General features: G+C 63.5%; 12 protein-coding genes. 3 read left to right on the forward strand and 9 right to left on the reverse strand.

The window, feature by feature from the left end; translation table 11 throughout:
* Window positions 1–85: 85 nt before the first annotated feature.
* Window positions 86–331 carry a hypothetical protein gene (locus OVA00_RS13315; protein ID WP_077961811.1) on the forward strand — a complete coding sequence of 82 codons (246 nt, stop codon included), beginning with the start codon at window positions 86–88 and terminating at the stop codon, window positions 329–331.
* A gap of 132 nt (window positions 332–463) precedes the next feature.
* Here the strand turns inward: OVA00_RS13315 and nadC are convergent, their stop codons facing one another.
* The 5 genes from nadC to OVA00_RS13340 form a co-directional block, all read right to left on the reverse strand.
* Window positions 464–1372 (reverse strand): carboxylating nicotinate-nucleotide diphosphorylase, encoded by a 909-nt coding sequence (gene nadC, locus OVA00_RS13320; RefSeq protein WP_034804039.1) that lies wholly within the window; start codon window positions 1370–1372, stop codon window positions 464–466.
* A 49-nt stretch (window positions 1373–1421) separates the two neighbouring features.
* A complete protein-coding gene (locus tag OVA00_RS13325) occupies window positions 1422–3020 on the reverse strand; it encodes an L-aspartate oxidase (protein WP_034804041.1) in 1599 nt (532 codons plus the stop codon).
* Window positions 3021–3075: 55 nt separating this feature from the next.
* Window positions 3076–4155, reverse strand: a complete 1080-nt coding sequence (gene nadA / locus OVA00_RS13330; protein WP_034804309.1) for a quinolinate synthase NadA — start codon at window positions 4153–4155, stop codon at window positions 3076–3078.
* 173 nt (window positions 4156–4328) lie between these two features.
* A complete protein-coding gene (locus OVA00_RS13335) occupies window positions 4329–5567 on the reverse strand; it encodes an MFS transporter (RefSeq protein WP_034804045.1) in 1239 nt (412 codons plus the stop codon).
* A 98-nt stretch (window positions 5568–5665) separates the two neighbouring features.
* Window positions 5666–6532, reverse strand: a complete 867-nt coding sequence (locus OVA00_RS13340) for a helix-turn-helix domain-containing protein (RefSeq protein ID WP_034804048.1) — start codon at window positions 6530–6532, stop codon at window positions 5666–5668.
* 127 nt (window positions 6533–6659) lie between these two features.
* Here OVA00_RS13340 and OVA00_RS13345 point away from each other — a divergent pair, with 127 nt between their 5' ends.
* On the forward strand, window positions 6660–7592 hold the full coding sequence (locus OVA00_RS13345; protein WP_268089109.1) for a phytanoyl-CoA dioxygenase family protein: 933 nt from the start codon (window positions 6660–6662) through the stop codon (window positions 7590–7592).
* A 46-nt stretch (window positions 7593–7638) separates the two neighbouring features.
* On the opposite strand, the gene OVA00_RS13350 is transcribed toward OVA00_RS13345, so the two are convergent.
* From OVA00_RS13350 to OVA00_RS13360, 3 genes are all read right to left on the reverse strand, one after another.
* Window positions 7639–8490, reverse strand: a complete 852-nt coding sequence (locus tag OVA00_RS13350) for an MOSC domain-containing protein (protein WP_268089110.1) — start codon at window positions 8488–8490, stop codon at window positions 7639–7641.
* Between the two features lie 180 nt (window positions 8491–8670).
* Window positions 8671–9327 (reverse strand): HD domain-containing protein, encoded by a 657-nt coding sequence (locus OVA00_RS13355; protein ID WP_034804057.1) that lies wholly within the window; start codon window positions 9325–9327, stop codon window positions 8671–8673.
* A gap of 6 nt (window positions 9328–9333) precedes the next feature.
* Window positions 9334–12213, reverse strand: coding sequence for a DUF2339 domain-containing protein (locus OVA00_RS13360; protein WP_268089111.1), 2880 nt, complete (start codon window positions 12211–12213; stop codon window positions 9334–9336).
* 195 nt (window positions 12214–12408) lie between these two features.
* Here OVA00_RS13360 and OVA00_RS13365 point away from each other — a divergent pair, with 195 nt between their 5' ends.
* Window positions 12409–14421, forward strand: a complete 2013-nt coding sequence (locus OVA00_RS13365) for a PhoX family protein (RefSeq protein WP_268089112.1) — start codon at window positions 12409–12411, stop codon at window positions 14419–14421.
* 180 nt (window positions 14422–14601) lie between these two features.
* Here OVA00_RS13365 and OVA00_RS13370 read toward each other — a convergent pair whose 3' ends face one another.
* Complete coding sequence (locus OVA00_RS13370; protein ID WP_034804064.1) at window positions 14602–15111, reverse strand: PaaI family thioesterase; 510 nt, start codon at window positions 15109–15111, stop codon at window positions 14602–14604.
* Between the last annotated feature and the right edge of the window lie 5 nt (window positions 15112–15116).

The raw sequence follows: 15116 nt of genomic DNA on the forward strand, positions 1-15116 counted from the left end.
GATGATGCTATAATCGGTGCAGGGGGACGCGACCGAACTTTCGCTGCCCGCAAACCATGCGGCGTTTACGACCGAGGTGACAACCATGCTGCTCGTCCTGACCCTGCTTACGTCGCTGCTCGGCACCTCGCCCCAATCGGGAACCGACGAAAAGCCGAAGATGCCCGACTACTTCAAGAACCAACAGGGCGGCGGCATGCAGCCGCAGACAACCATCTGCAATCTCAACAGCCAGGACCTGAACGGGCAGTTCCGGACCTGCCGCTACGACTGCGGCACGCAGATCACCGTCGGCGAACGTTTCTCCTGCCCGTTCATCATGCAGCGTTGACGTCCAAAACCTCGGTTAGCTTCTGAAAAGACGCAACTCCGGACAGAAAACCGCTTCGCACTTTTCCTGGAGTTGGCCTCTTTTTGGCGCAACTCCGGACAGAAAACCGCTTCGCACTTTTCCTGGAGTTGCTTACCTTTCGATCACCACATCAAGGCCGATGTCGAGCGTCGGCGCAGCCATGGTGATCTTCGAGGTCGAGATGTAGTCGACGCCGCTCTCGGCGATTGCCCGCACCGTATCGATCTTGACGTTGCCTGAAGCCTCCAACCGCGTCCGGCGGGCATCGACCGCATAGGCGTCGGCGGAGAGCTGCCAAAACGCGCGGTTGACCGCAACGGCCTCGCGGAGCAAGTCCGGCCCCATGTTGTCGAGCAGGATGACGTCGGGTTGGGCCGTCAGCGCCTCGCGCATCTGATCGAGGCCATCGACCTCGATCTCGATCTTGACGAGATGGCCGCAATAGGCGCGCGCCGCATGGACGGCGCTGGCGACACCACCAGATACGGCAATGTGATTGTCCTTGATCAGCACGGCATCGTCGAGGCCGTAGCGATGATTGGAGCCACCGCCCAGACGCACCGCGTATTTTTCCAGCGCCCGCAGCCCAGGAATGGTCTTGCGGGTGCAACAGACCTTCGCACGCGTGTGGGCGATCTCGTCGGCGAATTTCGCCGTATAGCTTGCGATGCCCGAAAGGTGCATCAGGAAGTTCAGGCCAACGCGTTCGGCCGACAGCAGCCCGCGGGCGCGACCGGAGATCCGGGCGATCGCCGTGCCCGGCGCGACCCGGTCACCATCCGCCACCAATGCCTCGAAGTGGATCGACGGATCGACCAGACGGAAGGCGGCACGCGCAAGCTCCAGCCCGGCAACAACACCCGCATCGCGCACGTTCATGCCGGCCTTTGCGGTCAGCTCCGGCCCGATGGTCGAGAGCGTGGTAATGTCGCCGGCGCGGCCGAGATCCTCGTTAAGTGCGGCACGCACCTGGTCCTCGATCATCAGTGCGGGAAGTTCGGGGCGGAGGGCTGCGGTCATCTGCTTTTTCGTCCTTGAGTGTCGGTCCATGCAAGCGGCGCGCGTGAAATCACGCCGCCTCCGTCTCCGCCAGTTCGCTCGCCAGGCGGTTGGCGTCGGCGAGCGTCAGATAAGTGCGGCGGCGCCATTCCGGCTGTTCTTGTGGGCAATCGGCGCGGAAGTGACCGCCGCGGCTTTCCGTGCGCCGCAGCGCGCCGACGGCGATCAACTTGGCCGTGGTAATAATGTTGGTGAAGCGCATGCGGGTGTTGTCGCGCTCGAGCTGTGCGATCTCGCGGATCGCCTTTACCAGGCTCTCGCGGGTTCGGATCACGCCGACGCAATCGCTCATCACCTGGCGCAGGATCTTCAGTTGCGGGCTGTCTTCGACGGTCACCGGATCGTCGTTCTCGCCGGCATTATCGCCCCATTCGGTAAGCTGCGGCGTCGGCAGCGTGCCCTTGATGTTTTCGGCGATGCGGGCGGCAAAGACGACGGCTTCGAGCAGCGAGTTGGAGGCGAGCCGGTTGGCGCCGTGCACGCCGGTGGAGGTCACTTCTCCAGCAGCCCAGAGACCATCGATCGAGGTGCGACCTTCGGCATCGGTGAGCACGCCACCCATGTGATAGTGAACCGCCGGCACGACCGGGATGGCTTGCGTCACCGGATCGATGCCGGCCGCCATGCAAGAGGCATAGACCGTCGGGAACATCTCGGGGAAATGCTTGCCCACAGCCTTGGTGCAATCGAGGAACGCGCCGCGGCCGGCCTGGACCTCGGCAAAGACACCACGCGAAACGATGTCGCGCGGCGCAAGCTCGCCGTCCGGGTGGATATCGAGCATGAAGCGATGGCCGGCGGCGTTCAGAAGCTGGGCGCCATCACCGCGCAGCGCCTCGGTCGCGAGCGGCGCCGGATCCTTGCCGATGTTGATCGCCGTCGGGTGGAACTGCACGAATTCCGGATCGGCGATGATCGCGCCGGCGCGGGCGGCCATGCCGAGCCCCTGCCCGCACGCTTCCCACGGGTTGGTCGTGACAGCATAGAGATGACCGATTCCACCGGAGCAGAGCACGACGGCACGGGCCGGGAAAGCCACACGCTTCTTCGACTGGCCGGCATCGGGCCGGGCGATGACGCCGGAGATGAACCGGCCTTCGCGCACAAGTTCCTCGACCACATAGCCTTCGATCACGCGGATCGAAGGCGTCCGGCGGACGGCGGCAATCAGCGCTTCCATGATCGCCTTGCCGGCCATGTCGCCCTTGACGCGGACGATGCGTCGCTCGGAATGGGCCGCCTCACGCGAGAGCAGCAGCTTGCCTTCGAGATCGCGATCGAAGGGCACGCCGTATTCGAGCAGATCGTGAATGCGCGCCGGGCCTTCGGCCACCATCATGCGCGTCATCTTCTCGTCGACGATGCCGGCACCGGCGGCCAACGTGTCAGCGACATGTTTCTCGAAGGTGTCGCCGGGGCTCATGGCTGCGGCGATGCCGCCTTGAGCCCAGGCCGACGAGGCGCCGTGGCCGATCGGGGCTGCGGCAAGGATCGTCACCGGTCTCGGGCTCAGTTTCAGCGCGCAGAAGAGGCCGGCCAGGCCGCCACCGACGATGACGATATCGTCAATCCCGTTGAAGGATTGCGGGCGGAAATGGTCGGTCAGCATGATTCATTCTCCTCCAATGCGCATGCCTGCATCCGGTATGACCCGGCGGAAATTGTTACTGCTTGAGGTTCACCATGCGCTCGACCGCAAGGCGGGCGCGATCGGCGATATCAGGATCGACGAGAACCTCCTCCGTCATGGTCAGCAGGCTGTCGAGGATCTTCGGCAGCGTGATGCGCTTCATGTGCGGACAGAGGTTGCACGGCTTGACGAACTCGACGCCTTCGATCTCGGCCTGGATGTTCGACGCCATCGAGCACTCGGTAACGAGCAGCACCTTCGACGGGCGATTGTCCTTGACGTAGTTGATCATGCCGGAGGTCGAGCCGGCGAAGTCGCAGACGGCGATCACGTCCGGGTGGCATTCCGGATGACCGATGATCTCGATACCCGGATTGGCTTCCTTGTAGGCGAGCAACTCGGCGGCCGTGAAGCGCTCGTGCACCTCGCAGTGGCCCTTCCAGGTCAGGATCTTCTTGTTGGTCTGGCGCGCGACGTTCATCGCCAGGTATTCGTCGGGAATGCAGAGAACCGTGTCGGATTCCAGGCTCTCGACGACATCGAGCACGTTCGACGAGGTGCAGCAGATGTCGGTCTCGGCTTTCACGTCGGCAGACGTGTTGACGTAGGTGACGACGGGAACGCCGGGGTAGCGCTGCTTCAGAAGGCGGACATCGGCGCCGGTGATCGATTCCGACAGCGAGCAGCCTGCCTTGGCGTCGGGGATCAGCACGGTCTTTTCCGGACTCAGCAACTTCGACGTTTCGGCCATGAAGTGCACGCCGCACTGGATGATAATTTCCGCATCGACTTTGGCAGCATCGCGCGCGAGCTGCAGCGAGTCGCCGACGATGTCGGCGACACAGTGGAAGATATCCGGCGTCTGATAGTTATGCGCGAGGATGACCGCGTTACGCTCCTTCTTCAGCCGGTTGATGGCGTGCACATAGGGCGCGTAGACCGGCCACTCGATCGCCGGGATGAAATCCTTGACCTTCTCGTAGAGATGCTCGGTTTCGCGCGCGATCGCCGGCGTAAAGGCAAGCTCGGGCCTTTCGATGATGCCGAAGCGCTCAGCGGCGCTGACAAAAACCGGTTTCGCCACGGCCGCAGTGCGGGGTGCAAGGCGCGTCATCGACATCTCCTCTCCGCCCCTCTTCCTGGGCGGGTTTTCAATTATGCTCAATATGAGCATAATTGAACCAAAACAAAAGCGGCAAAGCCGCATGGGTTGATTTAGAAAGTTTTGTGACAGAATTCAAGAATAGAAGCGCCGCTTTTCGCGGCGCTTCTGATTTTGCTTCGCGATCAGGCCATCGCCGGCCGTGCCACGCCCTTCTCCTCGATCGGCCAGTGGACGATTGCAGCGAAGACGCCGAGGGCTACACCGAGCCACCACACCGGATCGTAGGAACCGAAGTGGTCGTAGAGGTAGCCGCCCATCCACACACCCAGGAACGAGCCGACCTGGTGCGACAGGAAGACGATGCCGCCGAGCAGGCCGAGGTGGCGCGTACCGAACATGATCGCGACCAGCGCATTGGTCGGCGGCACGGTCGAAAGCCAGAGCAGGCCCATAACGATGGCGAAGACGATGACTGAGGTCGGCGTCTGCGGCAGCAGCAGGAAGGCCGTCACCGCCACCGAGCGCGCGATATAGATCAGCGCCAGGAAATAGGGTTTCGAGTAGCGCTGGGCGATGAAGCCCGCCGACAGAGAGCCGATAATGTTGAAGAAGCCGATGAGTGCCAGCGCGATCACCGCATAGCGCGCGTCGATGCCGATATCGCCGATGTAAGCCGGGAAGTGCGCGGTGATGAAGGCAACCTGGTAGCCGCAAACGAAGAAGCCGGAAACCAGGAGCAGGTAGCTCTTGTGGCCAAGTGCCTCCTTCAGCGCCTCGCCGATCGACTGCTTGAATTGCGCCTCGCTCTGGCGGCCGGAGGACGCGTTGCCGCGCAGTGGGATCGCGAAGAACGGCACGACCAGCATGAGGACGCCGAGATAGACCAGGCTGTCCGACCAGCCATAGGCCGAGATCAGCCCCTGGCTCAGGGGCGCGAACAGGAACATGCCGGCCGAGCCCGCCGCCGTGCAGATGCCGAAGGCGAGCGACCGCTGATGCGGCGTGACGTTGCGGGCAAAGGCGGAGAGCAGGATGCCGAAGGAGCCGGAGCCCACCGCCATGCCGACGAGCACTCCGCCGCCGATGTGCAGCCAGATCGGCGCGTTGGCGAAGGCCATGATGAAGAGCCCTGCAGCGTAGAGAAGGCCCGACATGGCGAGCACGCGCCACGTTCCGAACTTGTCCGCGATCGCGCCGAAGAAGGGCTGGCTCAGGCCCCAGCAGAGGTTCTGCAATGCCATGGCAAGGCCGAAGGTCGTCCTGTCCCAGCCCGTATCGGCGAGCATCGGCAGCTGGAAGAAGCCCATCGCCGAGCGCGGGCCGAAGGTGAGCATCGCGACGACCGAGCCGGCCGCAATGATCAGCCAGGGCATCTCCTGACGGGCACTGGACGGCGCGGATGCTCCGGAAACAGCGGACATGGAATCTCTCCGATTGATGGAGCGCGATCCTAGGCGGCTGCTAAAACAGATAAAAGCCAATTAAATTGACGCCGCAATCACCGGAATTGATGCCTTGATCAAGCGGCGCTGCGGAACCGGTCGCGAAACGCTCTCGGCGTCATGCCCTTGGCCGCCTTGAACTGGCGATTGAAGTTGGCAAGCGAACGATAGCCGACGGCATCGGCGACATGAGCGATCGAACGCGCCGAACCACTGAGCAGCGCGCAGGCCTCGCCGATCCGCAGGCGCATCAGATATTCCGAGACCGGCATGTTGAGGTGGCGCAGGAACAGGCGGTGCAGGCCGGAAAGGCTGAGCGCGGCCAGATCCGCGAGTTCGTCCATCGACGGGTTTTCGGCGTAATGCAGGTGGATATGGTCGAGCACCCGGTCGAGGCGGCCGCGGTCGACCGATCGGCCTGATGGCGTGACGACCCGGCTCGACAGTGGTGTTACCGCCTGCTCGCGCGCCAGGATCGTCAGCATCGACAGGACGTCCGGCAGGCGCTCCTCCGGCGCCAACCGGCGCAACCCTTCGAACAGCGGCCGCACGCGGGTGGCCACTTCCGGCGTGAACTGCAACCCTGGAGCCGAACGCTCGAACATCGCCTTGACGCCGGCGAGTTCGACGAAGCCCTCCTCCAGGCGCTCCACCCATTCCGGATGGAACCAGAGCACCAGCGCCACGTGCGGTTCGGCCTCGTCGACCTTGCCGGCGGAGTGCCAGGTGTGCGGCAGGTTGGAGCCGACCAGCACGAGATCGCCGTCCTCATAGGCGCCGATATGGTCTCCGATGAAGCGCTGGCCGCGCGAGTTGAGCGTCAGCGTCAATTCGAACTCGGGATGATGGTGCCATTGGAACGGGATGGCATCGTCGAGCCGGCGGTCGAGCAAGATTGATGAGGCATTGGTCGGCCTCGAGATCTTCTGCAAAACAGCCTTCATGTTGCACCATTCGCTCCATGGAAGCCAGAATAGTATCAATGCTGGCAGGCTGCGTGCAACAGCGGCACCGTTGAAAGGGCTAGGTTTTCTCCATCACCAATCAAACCTGCCAGGCGAGGAGATCCCCATGCAGCCACTCAGAGACAGTCACCCGACGGCGGCCCATCTCGATATTCAACTGAAGGACATCCGGAAGCGGCTGCCTCTGCGCGTGCTTTCGGAAGCGGACTGGCAGCACTGGATCACCAAGGGCTACGTCATCGTCCGTCAGGCGGTACCGGCGACCAATGTCGAGCGGCTCGTCGAGTTGCTCTGGCGCTTCGACGAAAAGGATCCGGCCGACCCTTCGACCTGGTATGCGCCGCAGCGACGCGAGCACAAGATGAAGGAACTCAACAACACCGGCATGCTGGAGATCTACAATCACCAGTATCTCTGGGACAACCGCCAGGAGCCGCGCATCTACGGCGCCTTCGTCGACATCTGGGACCGCGAGGACCTGTGGGTGACGATCGACCGCGCCAACCTCAACCCACCGAAGAAGGTGAAGGGCAACCCCAACGGCTTCATACATTGGGACGTCGACACCTCAATCCGGCCGCTGCCGATCGGCGTTCAGGGCGTGCTCAGCCTCAAGAAGCAGGACGGCGACGTCGGCGGCTTCCAATGCGTGCCGGAACTGTTCGAAAACTTCGAAAGCTGGGAGAAGACTCAAAGCGCCGACCGCGACCCGATGCACCCCGACATGACCGGTCTTTCGACCGTCAACATCGAGATGGAGGCCGGCGACCTGATGATCTTCAACAGCCTGCTGGCCCACGGCGTGCGACCCAATCATTCCGATGGCCGCGTGCGCATGGCGCAGTACATTTCGATGCATCCGGCAGAATGGGGCAATGTCGCCGAGCGCGAGGAACGGGTGCGCCTGTGGCGCGAGCTCGACCATCCGAAGCGCGACGCCTTTCCCGGCGACCCGCGCGAATGGGAAAAGCACAACGCCTCCGCCGCCAGCCTTTCGGATCTGGGCGCCAAGCTTCTCGGTATCACGCCCTGGGCTTGATACCGAGAAACGGGTGAGATCGTTTCCGTCCGGAATTGCTTCTGAACTAAGCCGAAGCACGCACCTTCATCGGCCAGCGCTCGCCGCGTCGGCCGATGATCTTGACCTCATCGCCGAGCTTCACGGTGCCTTCGCTGCGCGGCACCGCATTCCAGCCGAAGAGCACGCCGGTCACGCGGCGGTCGGCCGACATGCGCTTCTCCGCCAACCCCTGGATCGGATTGCCGCCGATGCGCTCGCCGGTGATCTGGTCCTGGGTCGTCATGATGCAGCGCGAGCAGGGTTTGACGAGATCGAAGCGGATGCCGCCGATCTCGACGCTCTCCCAGAAATCCTCCTCCCAGGCGTCATCGCAGTCGACGAGGATGTTGGTGCGGAACCGTTCCATGCCGACCGGTTCCTGGCCCTTTTCGGCGAGCGTCCGGTTGAGATCGGTAAGCGAACCCGTGGTCGTGATCAGGATCGGAAAGCCATCGGCAAAGCCGACGGGTGCAGCCGCTCCTGCCCATTCGGCGCCGACGAGCCGTTCGGCCGAGGCGTCCATATGGGCGAGCCTCACCGGGCGGCCGAACCATGAGGACAGAACCTCATCCGTCGTTTCATCCGACACGGCGGCATCGACCTCGCTGCCCCAAACGACGACGTTCAGACGACGGTCCGGATCGAAGCGGACGGAGATCTCCCGCTCACCCATCCTCAGGTGCAGGCCGCCATCGATATGGCTCGCCTCAACCTGCGCCAATGTCTGCAGTTCGCGCTGGGTGATAAAGCGCCCATCCGGCTGGATCAGCATGAAACGCCGGTCACCCTCGACGCCGTCGAGATTGACCGAGACCGTCTCGCGGGCAATCGCGCGACCGCTCTTCAGCGGATGAATGTTGAGGCCGGTCACCTTCATGGACAGTTCCTTCCATCTTCAAAAACTGATTCAAGCGCCTGACGATCCGATTCACCGGGCGGCTGCAATCCGTTGAAAGGCCTAGATCATTTCTCGGTTTGATGGAAACGGAGAAATGTTCCGGTGCAATCGACGCGGCACAATCGCTCGCAGAAAAGCGCCCCACGCCCTTCCCGGCAACTAGATTTCATCCAGCATCATGGCGAGCACGTCGCGTAGCCGCTGCTCACGCTCGTGAGCCAGACGGCGGCCGGCCTCGGTCTTGAACCCGTCAGCGAGCCGGAAGAGCTTGGTCTCGAAATGATCGATGGCGAAGGCCTTGTCATCGAGCGCCCGCGCCTCAGCCAACGGATCGAGCGGGTCGTAAAGGCCGCTGCCCATGCGCCCGGCGATGTAGAAGCAGCGGGCAGCGCCGACCATGCCGATCGCATCCAGCCGATCGGCATCCTGAAGGATCTTCGCCTCCAGGGTTTCCGGCGGGATGTTCGCCGAGAAGCTGTGCGTCAGGATGGCGTGCGCCACCGCGGCAATCTCATCCGTGCCCCAACCGAGATCTTTCAGAATGCCCGTCGCCTTTTCGGCCGCCAGTCGTGATGCCTGCGTGCGCAGGGGCGAGTTCTTCTCGACCGAGACGCAGTCATGCAGCAGCACCGCGGCGGCGAGCAAACGCGCCTCACTGCCCTCCTCCGCCTGGATGCGGGCGGCATTCTTCCAGACACGGATCAGATGTGCGGCATCGTGCGAGCCGTCATCGGCGGCGAAGGCATGCGGCAGCAACGCCGCCGCAAGTTCCTCATGCGGCGCGAAGGCGGCCGCGAGTTTCGAAATCTCTGTCATGATGTCCTATTGCTGTTCGGCAGGCTTTGCCGGCGCCGTCGGTGCAGCGCCAACGCCGGACAAGATCTTCTGGTAGAAGAGCCCTATCCCGATCAATACCCCGCCAAGGCCGATGAAGGACAGAGCCCGCAGGAAACCTTCGAGGTTGGACATGTCGATCAGGAACACCTTCAGCACGGCAACGAAGACCAGAACGGCCGACGCGATGCGGATGCTCTTGGCATGGAAGCGCGAGCCGAGCACCAGCAGCAGCACGCCGAGCAGCAGCCAGACGACCGAATAGGTGTAGGTCTCGCCCTGCAGAAAGCCCTTCCAGTCCGCGATGTTTTCCCCCTGCCAGACACGGCGGACCGTGAGGCTCGCCCAGGCGAAAGCAAGCACCGCGCCGCTGACCGCAAGTGCCATGACATAGGGCAAGGGCCGCTTGTCGCGTGCATACCAGGCGAGCCCCGCATAGCCGAGCCCCGGTAACAGGTAACCGATCAACAGCAGGTCGAAGAACGGGATGCGCCCCAGCAGTTCGCCGCTGAAATAGGGGTTGAGGCCGAGGAGATGCGCCGAAAGCACCGACAGCATCGAGAGCACGCCGAGGCCCATGCCGCCGTAGCGGAAGACCGGGCTCGGTGATTTCATGTCGAGGCTCATGAAGATCGCCGAGGCGCCGATTGCCAGCAGCGTGTAGATCGACTGCTCGCCGAGGGTCGGCACCGCGCTGTCGAGCACGCCGCCGTTCATCGCATGGCGCACCAGGATCGCGAGCGTCAACAGCACGAAAAGGCTGGCAAGCGCCTGCAGCAGGTTGCGCACGCGCGTGCCTGGCCAGGATCTCAGGAAATAGGCGGAGCCTGCAAGCAGCACGGCGGGAATGCCGTAGCCCGGCAGCAGCGCATTGAAGACGGGCGTAGTGCCGAGATTGCCGGCACCGACGATCGTCGGCTCCCAGGCGATGCGCCCGAGTACGACGACGGCCGCTGCACCAGTCATCCACGGAAGAATCGGCCAGGTGCGGATCCGCGTGGCGAGCGCATAGGCCGTGCCGAGCACGGCGATCGCAAGCGTCGTGACCAGCCCGTCCGTCCAGGCGTGGAGGGCAAGCACGAGAAAGGTGAAGGAGCCGGCCACCAGCAAGCCGGCCGCCGTATCGCGCGCCATCGCCTCGCTTTCGCGGCGGTAGAGCCAGTCCGCAAGCGCCAACAGCGCCGCCCCGGCGACGAGCGAGAACAGGCCGTGCGGCAGGTCGAAGGAATAGTTGCCGGTCATCAGGAACGACATCGCGACGAGCGCGACCGGAACGACCGCGGCGATGCCCGCCCAGAGTGTCGAATATTGCGGATGGGCGACGAGCCGGCGCGACAGCACGAAACCGCCGAGTGCGACGAACAGCGCCGCAAGCAGCATTGCGGTGATCATCGCGGTGCGCCCGGGCAGGACGACTGCCGGAAGAGCGTCGGCCAGCGAGGGATCGAGATAGGCGAGCACGCCGCTCAGCGCCGTCAGGCTCCAGACGCCAGCAACAGCGCCGACCGCTGAAAGCACGGCGGGATAGACTGCCGTTGTCCGCCAGGCGCCCAACGCCGCCAGCGCCGCAACGACAACTGCAAACTCCGCCACCGGAAAGCGGACCGCATAGACTGCCGGGCTGATGAGGAGGAGCGCAAGCATGGTGACGACGATCGCGGCCGAAATGGAGATTGCCGCGTGCGGTGGAACGAACAGGCGTTCCCATGGCCCGACGACGGCCCGGGGTCGGGTTGTCGCTTCGGTCGGCTCCAGCATTTCGGACCCTTCAGTCGCATCACGCACTTCGCGCGCTTCTGCCACTGGCTCCCGTTCGATGGCGGCAGGCCAGATAAGTCCGATGCCGGCGATCATCACAAGTAGGACGAAAGCGACCGGCCGTGCTTCGAAGGGCGATGCCGCAGCGACATAGGCAAGGCCCCAGAGCCCTATGCCAACATTGGCAAGCGTCGGCACTACGGTCCATCGGCGCAGCCGCGATGCAAGCAGGGTCGCGAGCCAAACGATCGCGAGGAAGCCGAAAAGAACCCAGGGGCGCGGTTCGTTGCTCGAAACCAGCGCCGGCGTGATCAGCGAGGCAAGCAGGCCGAGGCCAGCGAGCGCCTGCCCATGCAGCAGCGACAGACCAACCGTGGCGAGCGAAATCGCCGCCAGGAGAACGAAGGCCGTGCCCGTGCCGATATAGTCGTAGATGCCATAGGCGGCATAGGCGACCCCGAAGAGGGTGACGGCACCGGCCGCCGTCAGGATGCCGGGGATCATGGCGTTCTGGAATTCGTTGGCGATCACGGGCACCGCGCGCCGACGGATGACCTCGCCTGCCGCCATCAGCAGGAGGCCGAACAAGGCAGCAAGCGTCAGGCGAACCGCCGGGCTCAACAGCCCGGCATCGATTGAATACTTGACCATGAAGACGCCGCCGAGCGCCAACGCGATGCCGCCAACCCAGACGGCCCAACGGGCGCCGAGGCGACTTTCCAGGCTTTCGGTCTGACGGGGTACGGTTGCGACCGGCTGCGGTGCTTCCGTGCTGGCAGCGATCGTCTCCTCGCCCTCGATTTTGGCCGCGGCTCCTTCCGCATCGCCGAAAATCCGCGCGCCCTCGCGCGCACTGGCCGAGAAGGCGGCAGCGGCATCGTCCAGCGTCTCTGGCTCCGGCGTCTCCGACATGGCCGACAACTCGTCCGCAGCCGCAAACGCCTCGGTCGCCGTTTCAGCCGGGGCGCCTCCCCCCGGAGCGGCCTTCAGCGCCACGACCTCCGCCTTGAGGGCGGCGAGTTCGGCACCAAGACGCTCGGTCGTCCTTCGGTTGCCGAGATAGGCGGACAGGGCCAGAATAAAGGCAGCTAAAGCAATAAGTTCGAACATACTTTCCCCTGGCAGTCGCAATCGCCGGCGCGCGCAACCATACAGACTTTTATGCAAGCGCCAAATCTATAGACGGCCGAGCGCTGTAATCTCTTCACGGAAATGTCGCAGAACTGTCATGGGGCAGCTGGTACAGGCGGATGAACACCGCTGCCTTGCGCGGTGGTTTCCATCGTTCAACCAGGAGACCCGATCATGGACAAGCATCTCGCCCAGACGGAAGAGACCGAATTCAAGACGCTGACGGAACGCAGGGAAGAGCTGGAAGATGTCGGCCACAACTGTTCCGCCAATCCGACGATGGGCGACATCATCCACCGCCGCTTCTCGCGCCGGTCGTTCATCGGCGGCTCGCTGGCAGTTGCCGCGATCTCGACCACCGTCAGCCCGCTCGCTCTCCTGACCGCCGAAGAGGCACGCGCCGAGGAGGGTTCGCGCTTCGACTTTACCGAGATCGAAGCCGGCGTCGACGAAAAGCACCATGTGGCCGAAGGTTACGATGCCGACGTCCTGCTTCGCTGGGGCGACAAGATCTTCGCCGACAGCCCGGAGTTCGACCCGAAGAACCAGACGGCCGCTGCCCAGGAAAAGCTGTTCGGCTACAACAACGACTATGTTGGCTTCATCCCGCTCGACGGCAGCGCCGACCACGGCCTGCTCGTCGTCAACCACGAATACACCAATGCCGAACTGATGTTCCCGGCCTTCGCCAGCGTCGTGAAGGAAAAGGTGACGAAGGACGGCAAGGAAGTCGAGGAAGAGAAGGTCGTTCTCGGCGAATACAGCAAGGAGCTGGTCGACATCGAGATGGCCGCACATGGCGGCACGATCATCGAGATCCGCAAGGTCGACGGCAAGTGGCAGCCGGTTCTCGACGGCAAGAACAACCGTCGCATCACCGTCAACACCGAGATGCAGATCACCGGCCCGGCCGCCGGTCACGACCGCCTGAAGACGCCGTCCGACCCGACCGGAAAAAAGGTGTTCGGCACGCTCAACAACTGCGCCGGCGGCGTCACCGCCTGGGGCACCTACATGATGGCCGAAGAAAACTTCAACGGCTATTTCGGCGGCGAGATTGCCGAGAACCATCCGGAATACAAGCAGCTGAAGCGGCTGGGCGCACCGGGCGGCCAGTATGAATGGGCGTCCTTCTACGACCGTTTCGACGTCTCCAAAGAGCCGAACGAAGCCAATCGCTTCGGCTGGATCGTCGAGGTCGACGCGCTTGATCCGACGTCAGTGCCGAAGAAGCGCACAGCCCTCGGCCGTTTCAAGCACGAAGGCTGCGAATCGATCGTCAACAAGGACGGCCGCGTCGTGCTCTATTCCGGCGACGACGAGCGCTACGACTATGTCTACAAGTTCGTGACCAAGGGCACTTTCAACCCTGACGATCGCGCCGCCAACATGGACCTCTTCGACGAGGGCACGCTCTATGTCGCCAAGTTCGACGAAGACGGCTCCGTCACCTGGATGCCGCTGACGCACGGCGAAGGCCCGCTGACCGAAGCCAACGGCTTTGCCTCGCAGGCGGACGTGCTGATCAACACCCGTCTTGCCTCCGACGCGCTCGGTGCCACCAAGATGGACCGTCCGGAAGACGTTCAGCCGAACCCGAAGACGGGCAAGGTCTACGTGATGCTGACCAACAACACCAAGCGCAAGGCCGAAGAAGTCGACGCGGCCAACCCGCGCGCCAAGAACGCCTTCGGCCACATCGTCGAGATCACCGAGACCGACGGCGACTTCGCGTCGCTGAAGAGCCGCTGGGACGTTCTCTTGAAGTGCGGCGATCCGAGCGTTGCCGAGGTCGGCGCTTCGTTCTCGACCGCCACCACCAAGAACGGCTGGTTCGGCATGCCCGACAATTGCGCCATCGACACCGATGGCCGCCTCTGGGTATCGACCGACGGCAACAACGAGAAGGACACCGGCCGCACCGACGGTATCTGGGCGATCGACACGGACGGCGCCGCCCGCGGCACGTCGAAGCTCTTCTTCCGCGTGCCGGTCGGCGCCGAAATGTGCGGCCCCTGCTTCAACCCGACCTCGGACACATTTTTCCTCGCCGTCCAGCACCCGGGCGACGCCGGCCTTGCAACTTACGAGACGCCGGCCACCCGCTGGCCGGACTTCCAGGACGACATGCCGGTACGCCCGGCTGTCGTCGCCGTAACGAAGCAGGGCGGCGGCCGCATCGGCTGATCAGGACTGCTATTACAAAGAGGAACGCCGCGCCATTCTGCGCGGCGTTTCTTGCTTCCGACATTGCTTGACCGACGCAATTCCGGGCGGAAAACCGCTTCGCACTTTTCCTGGAATTGCTCAGCTTGAAGTGACGCTATTCCGGGCGGAAAACCGCTTCGCACTTTTCCTGGAATTGCTTTAACGCCTGAGATTGTCGATCGGGAAGATGGCGCAGGTTTCGGTGCCGTGGGCGAGCAACTTGCCGTTACGGTCGCGCAGCCAGGCTTCGGAGGTCGCGATGGTGCGGCCACGATGCACGATGCGCCCCTCGCAGAAGACCTCGCCCATATCGGGCAGTAGCGGCCGCACGAGGTTCACCTTGAACTCGACCGTCGTATAGGCCTCCCCAGGTTTGACGGTGGTGAAGACAGCGCAGCCGAGGGCCGAATCCATGATCGTTGCCGTCCATCCGCCATGCACTGTGCCAAGCGGATTGAGGTGTTCCTCGGTCGGCAGCCCCTTGAAGACCACCCGACCCTCCTCGACTTCGCTCAACCCGAACTTCAGCGTCTTCGACATCGGCGGCGCCGGCAGCTCGCCGCTCAAAAGATCCTGCATTGCCTTGAGACCGCCATCGCGGGCGACGCGGTCGAGCGACAGCACGCCGACGCCGGATACGGACATGCCGGGATAAAGCTCTTGGTACATCGATA

The sequence above is a fragment of the Ensifer sp. SL37 genome (assembly GCF_026672675.1).
GTDB lineage: Bacteria > Pseudomonadota > Alphaproteobacteria > Rhizobiales > Rhizobiaceae > Ensifer > Ensifer adhaerens.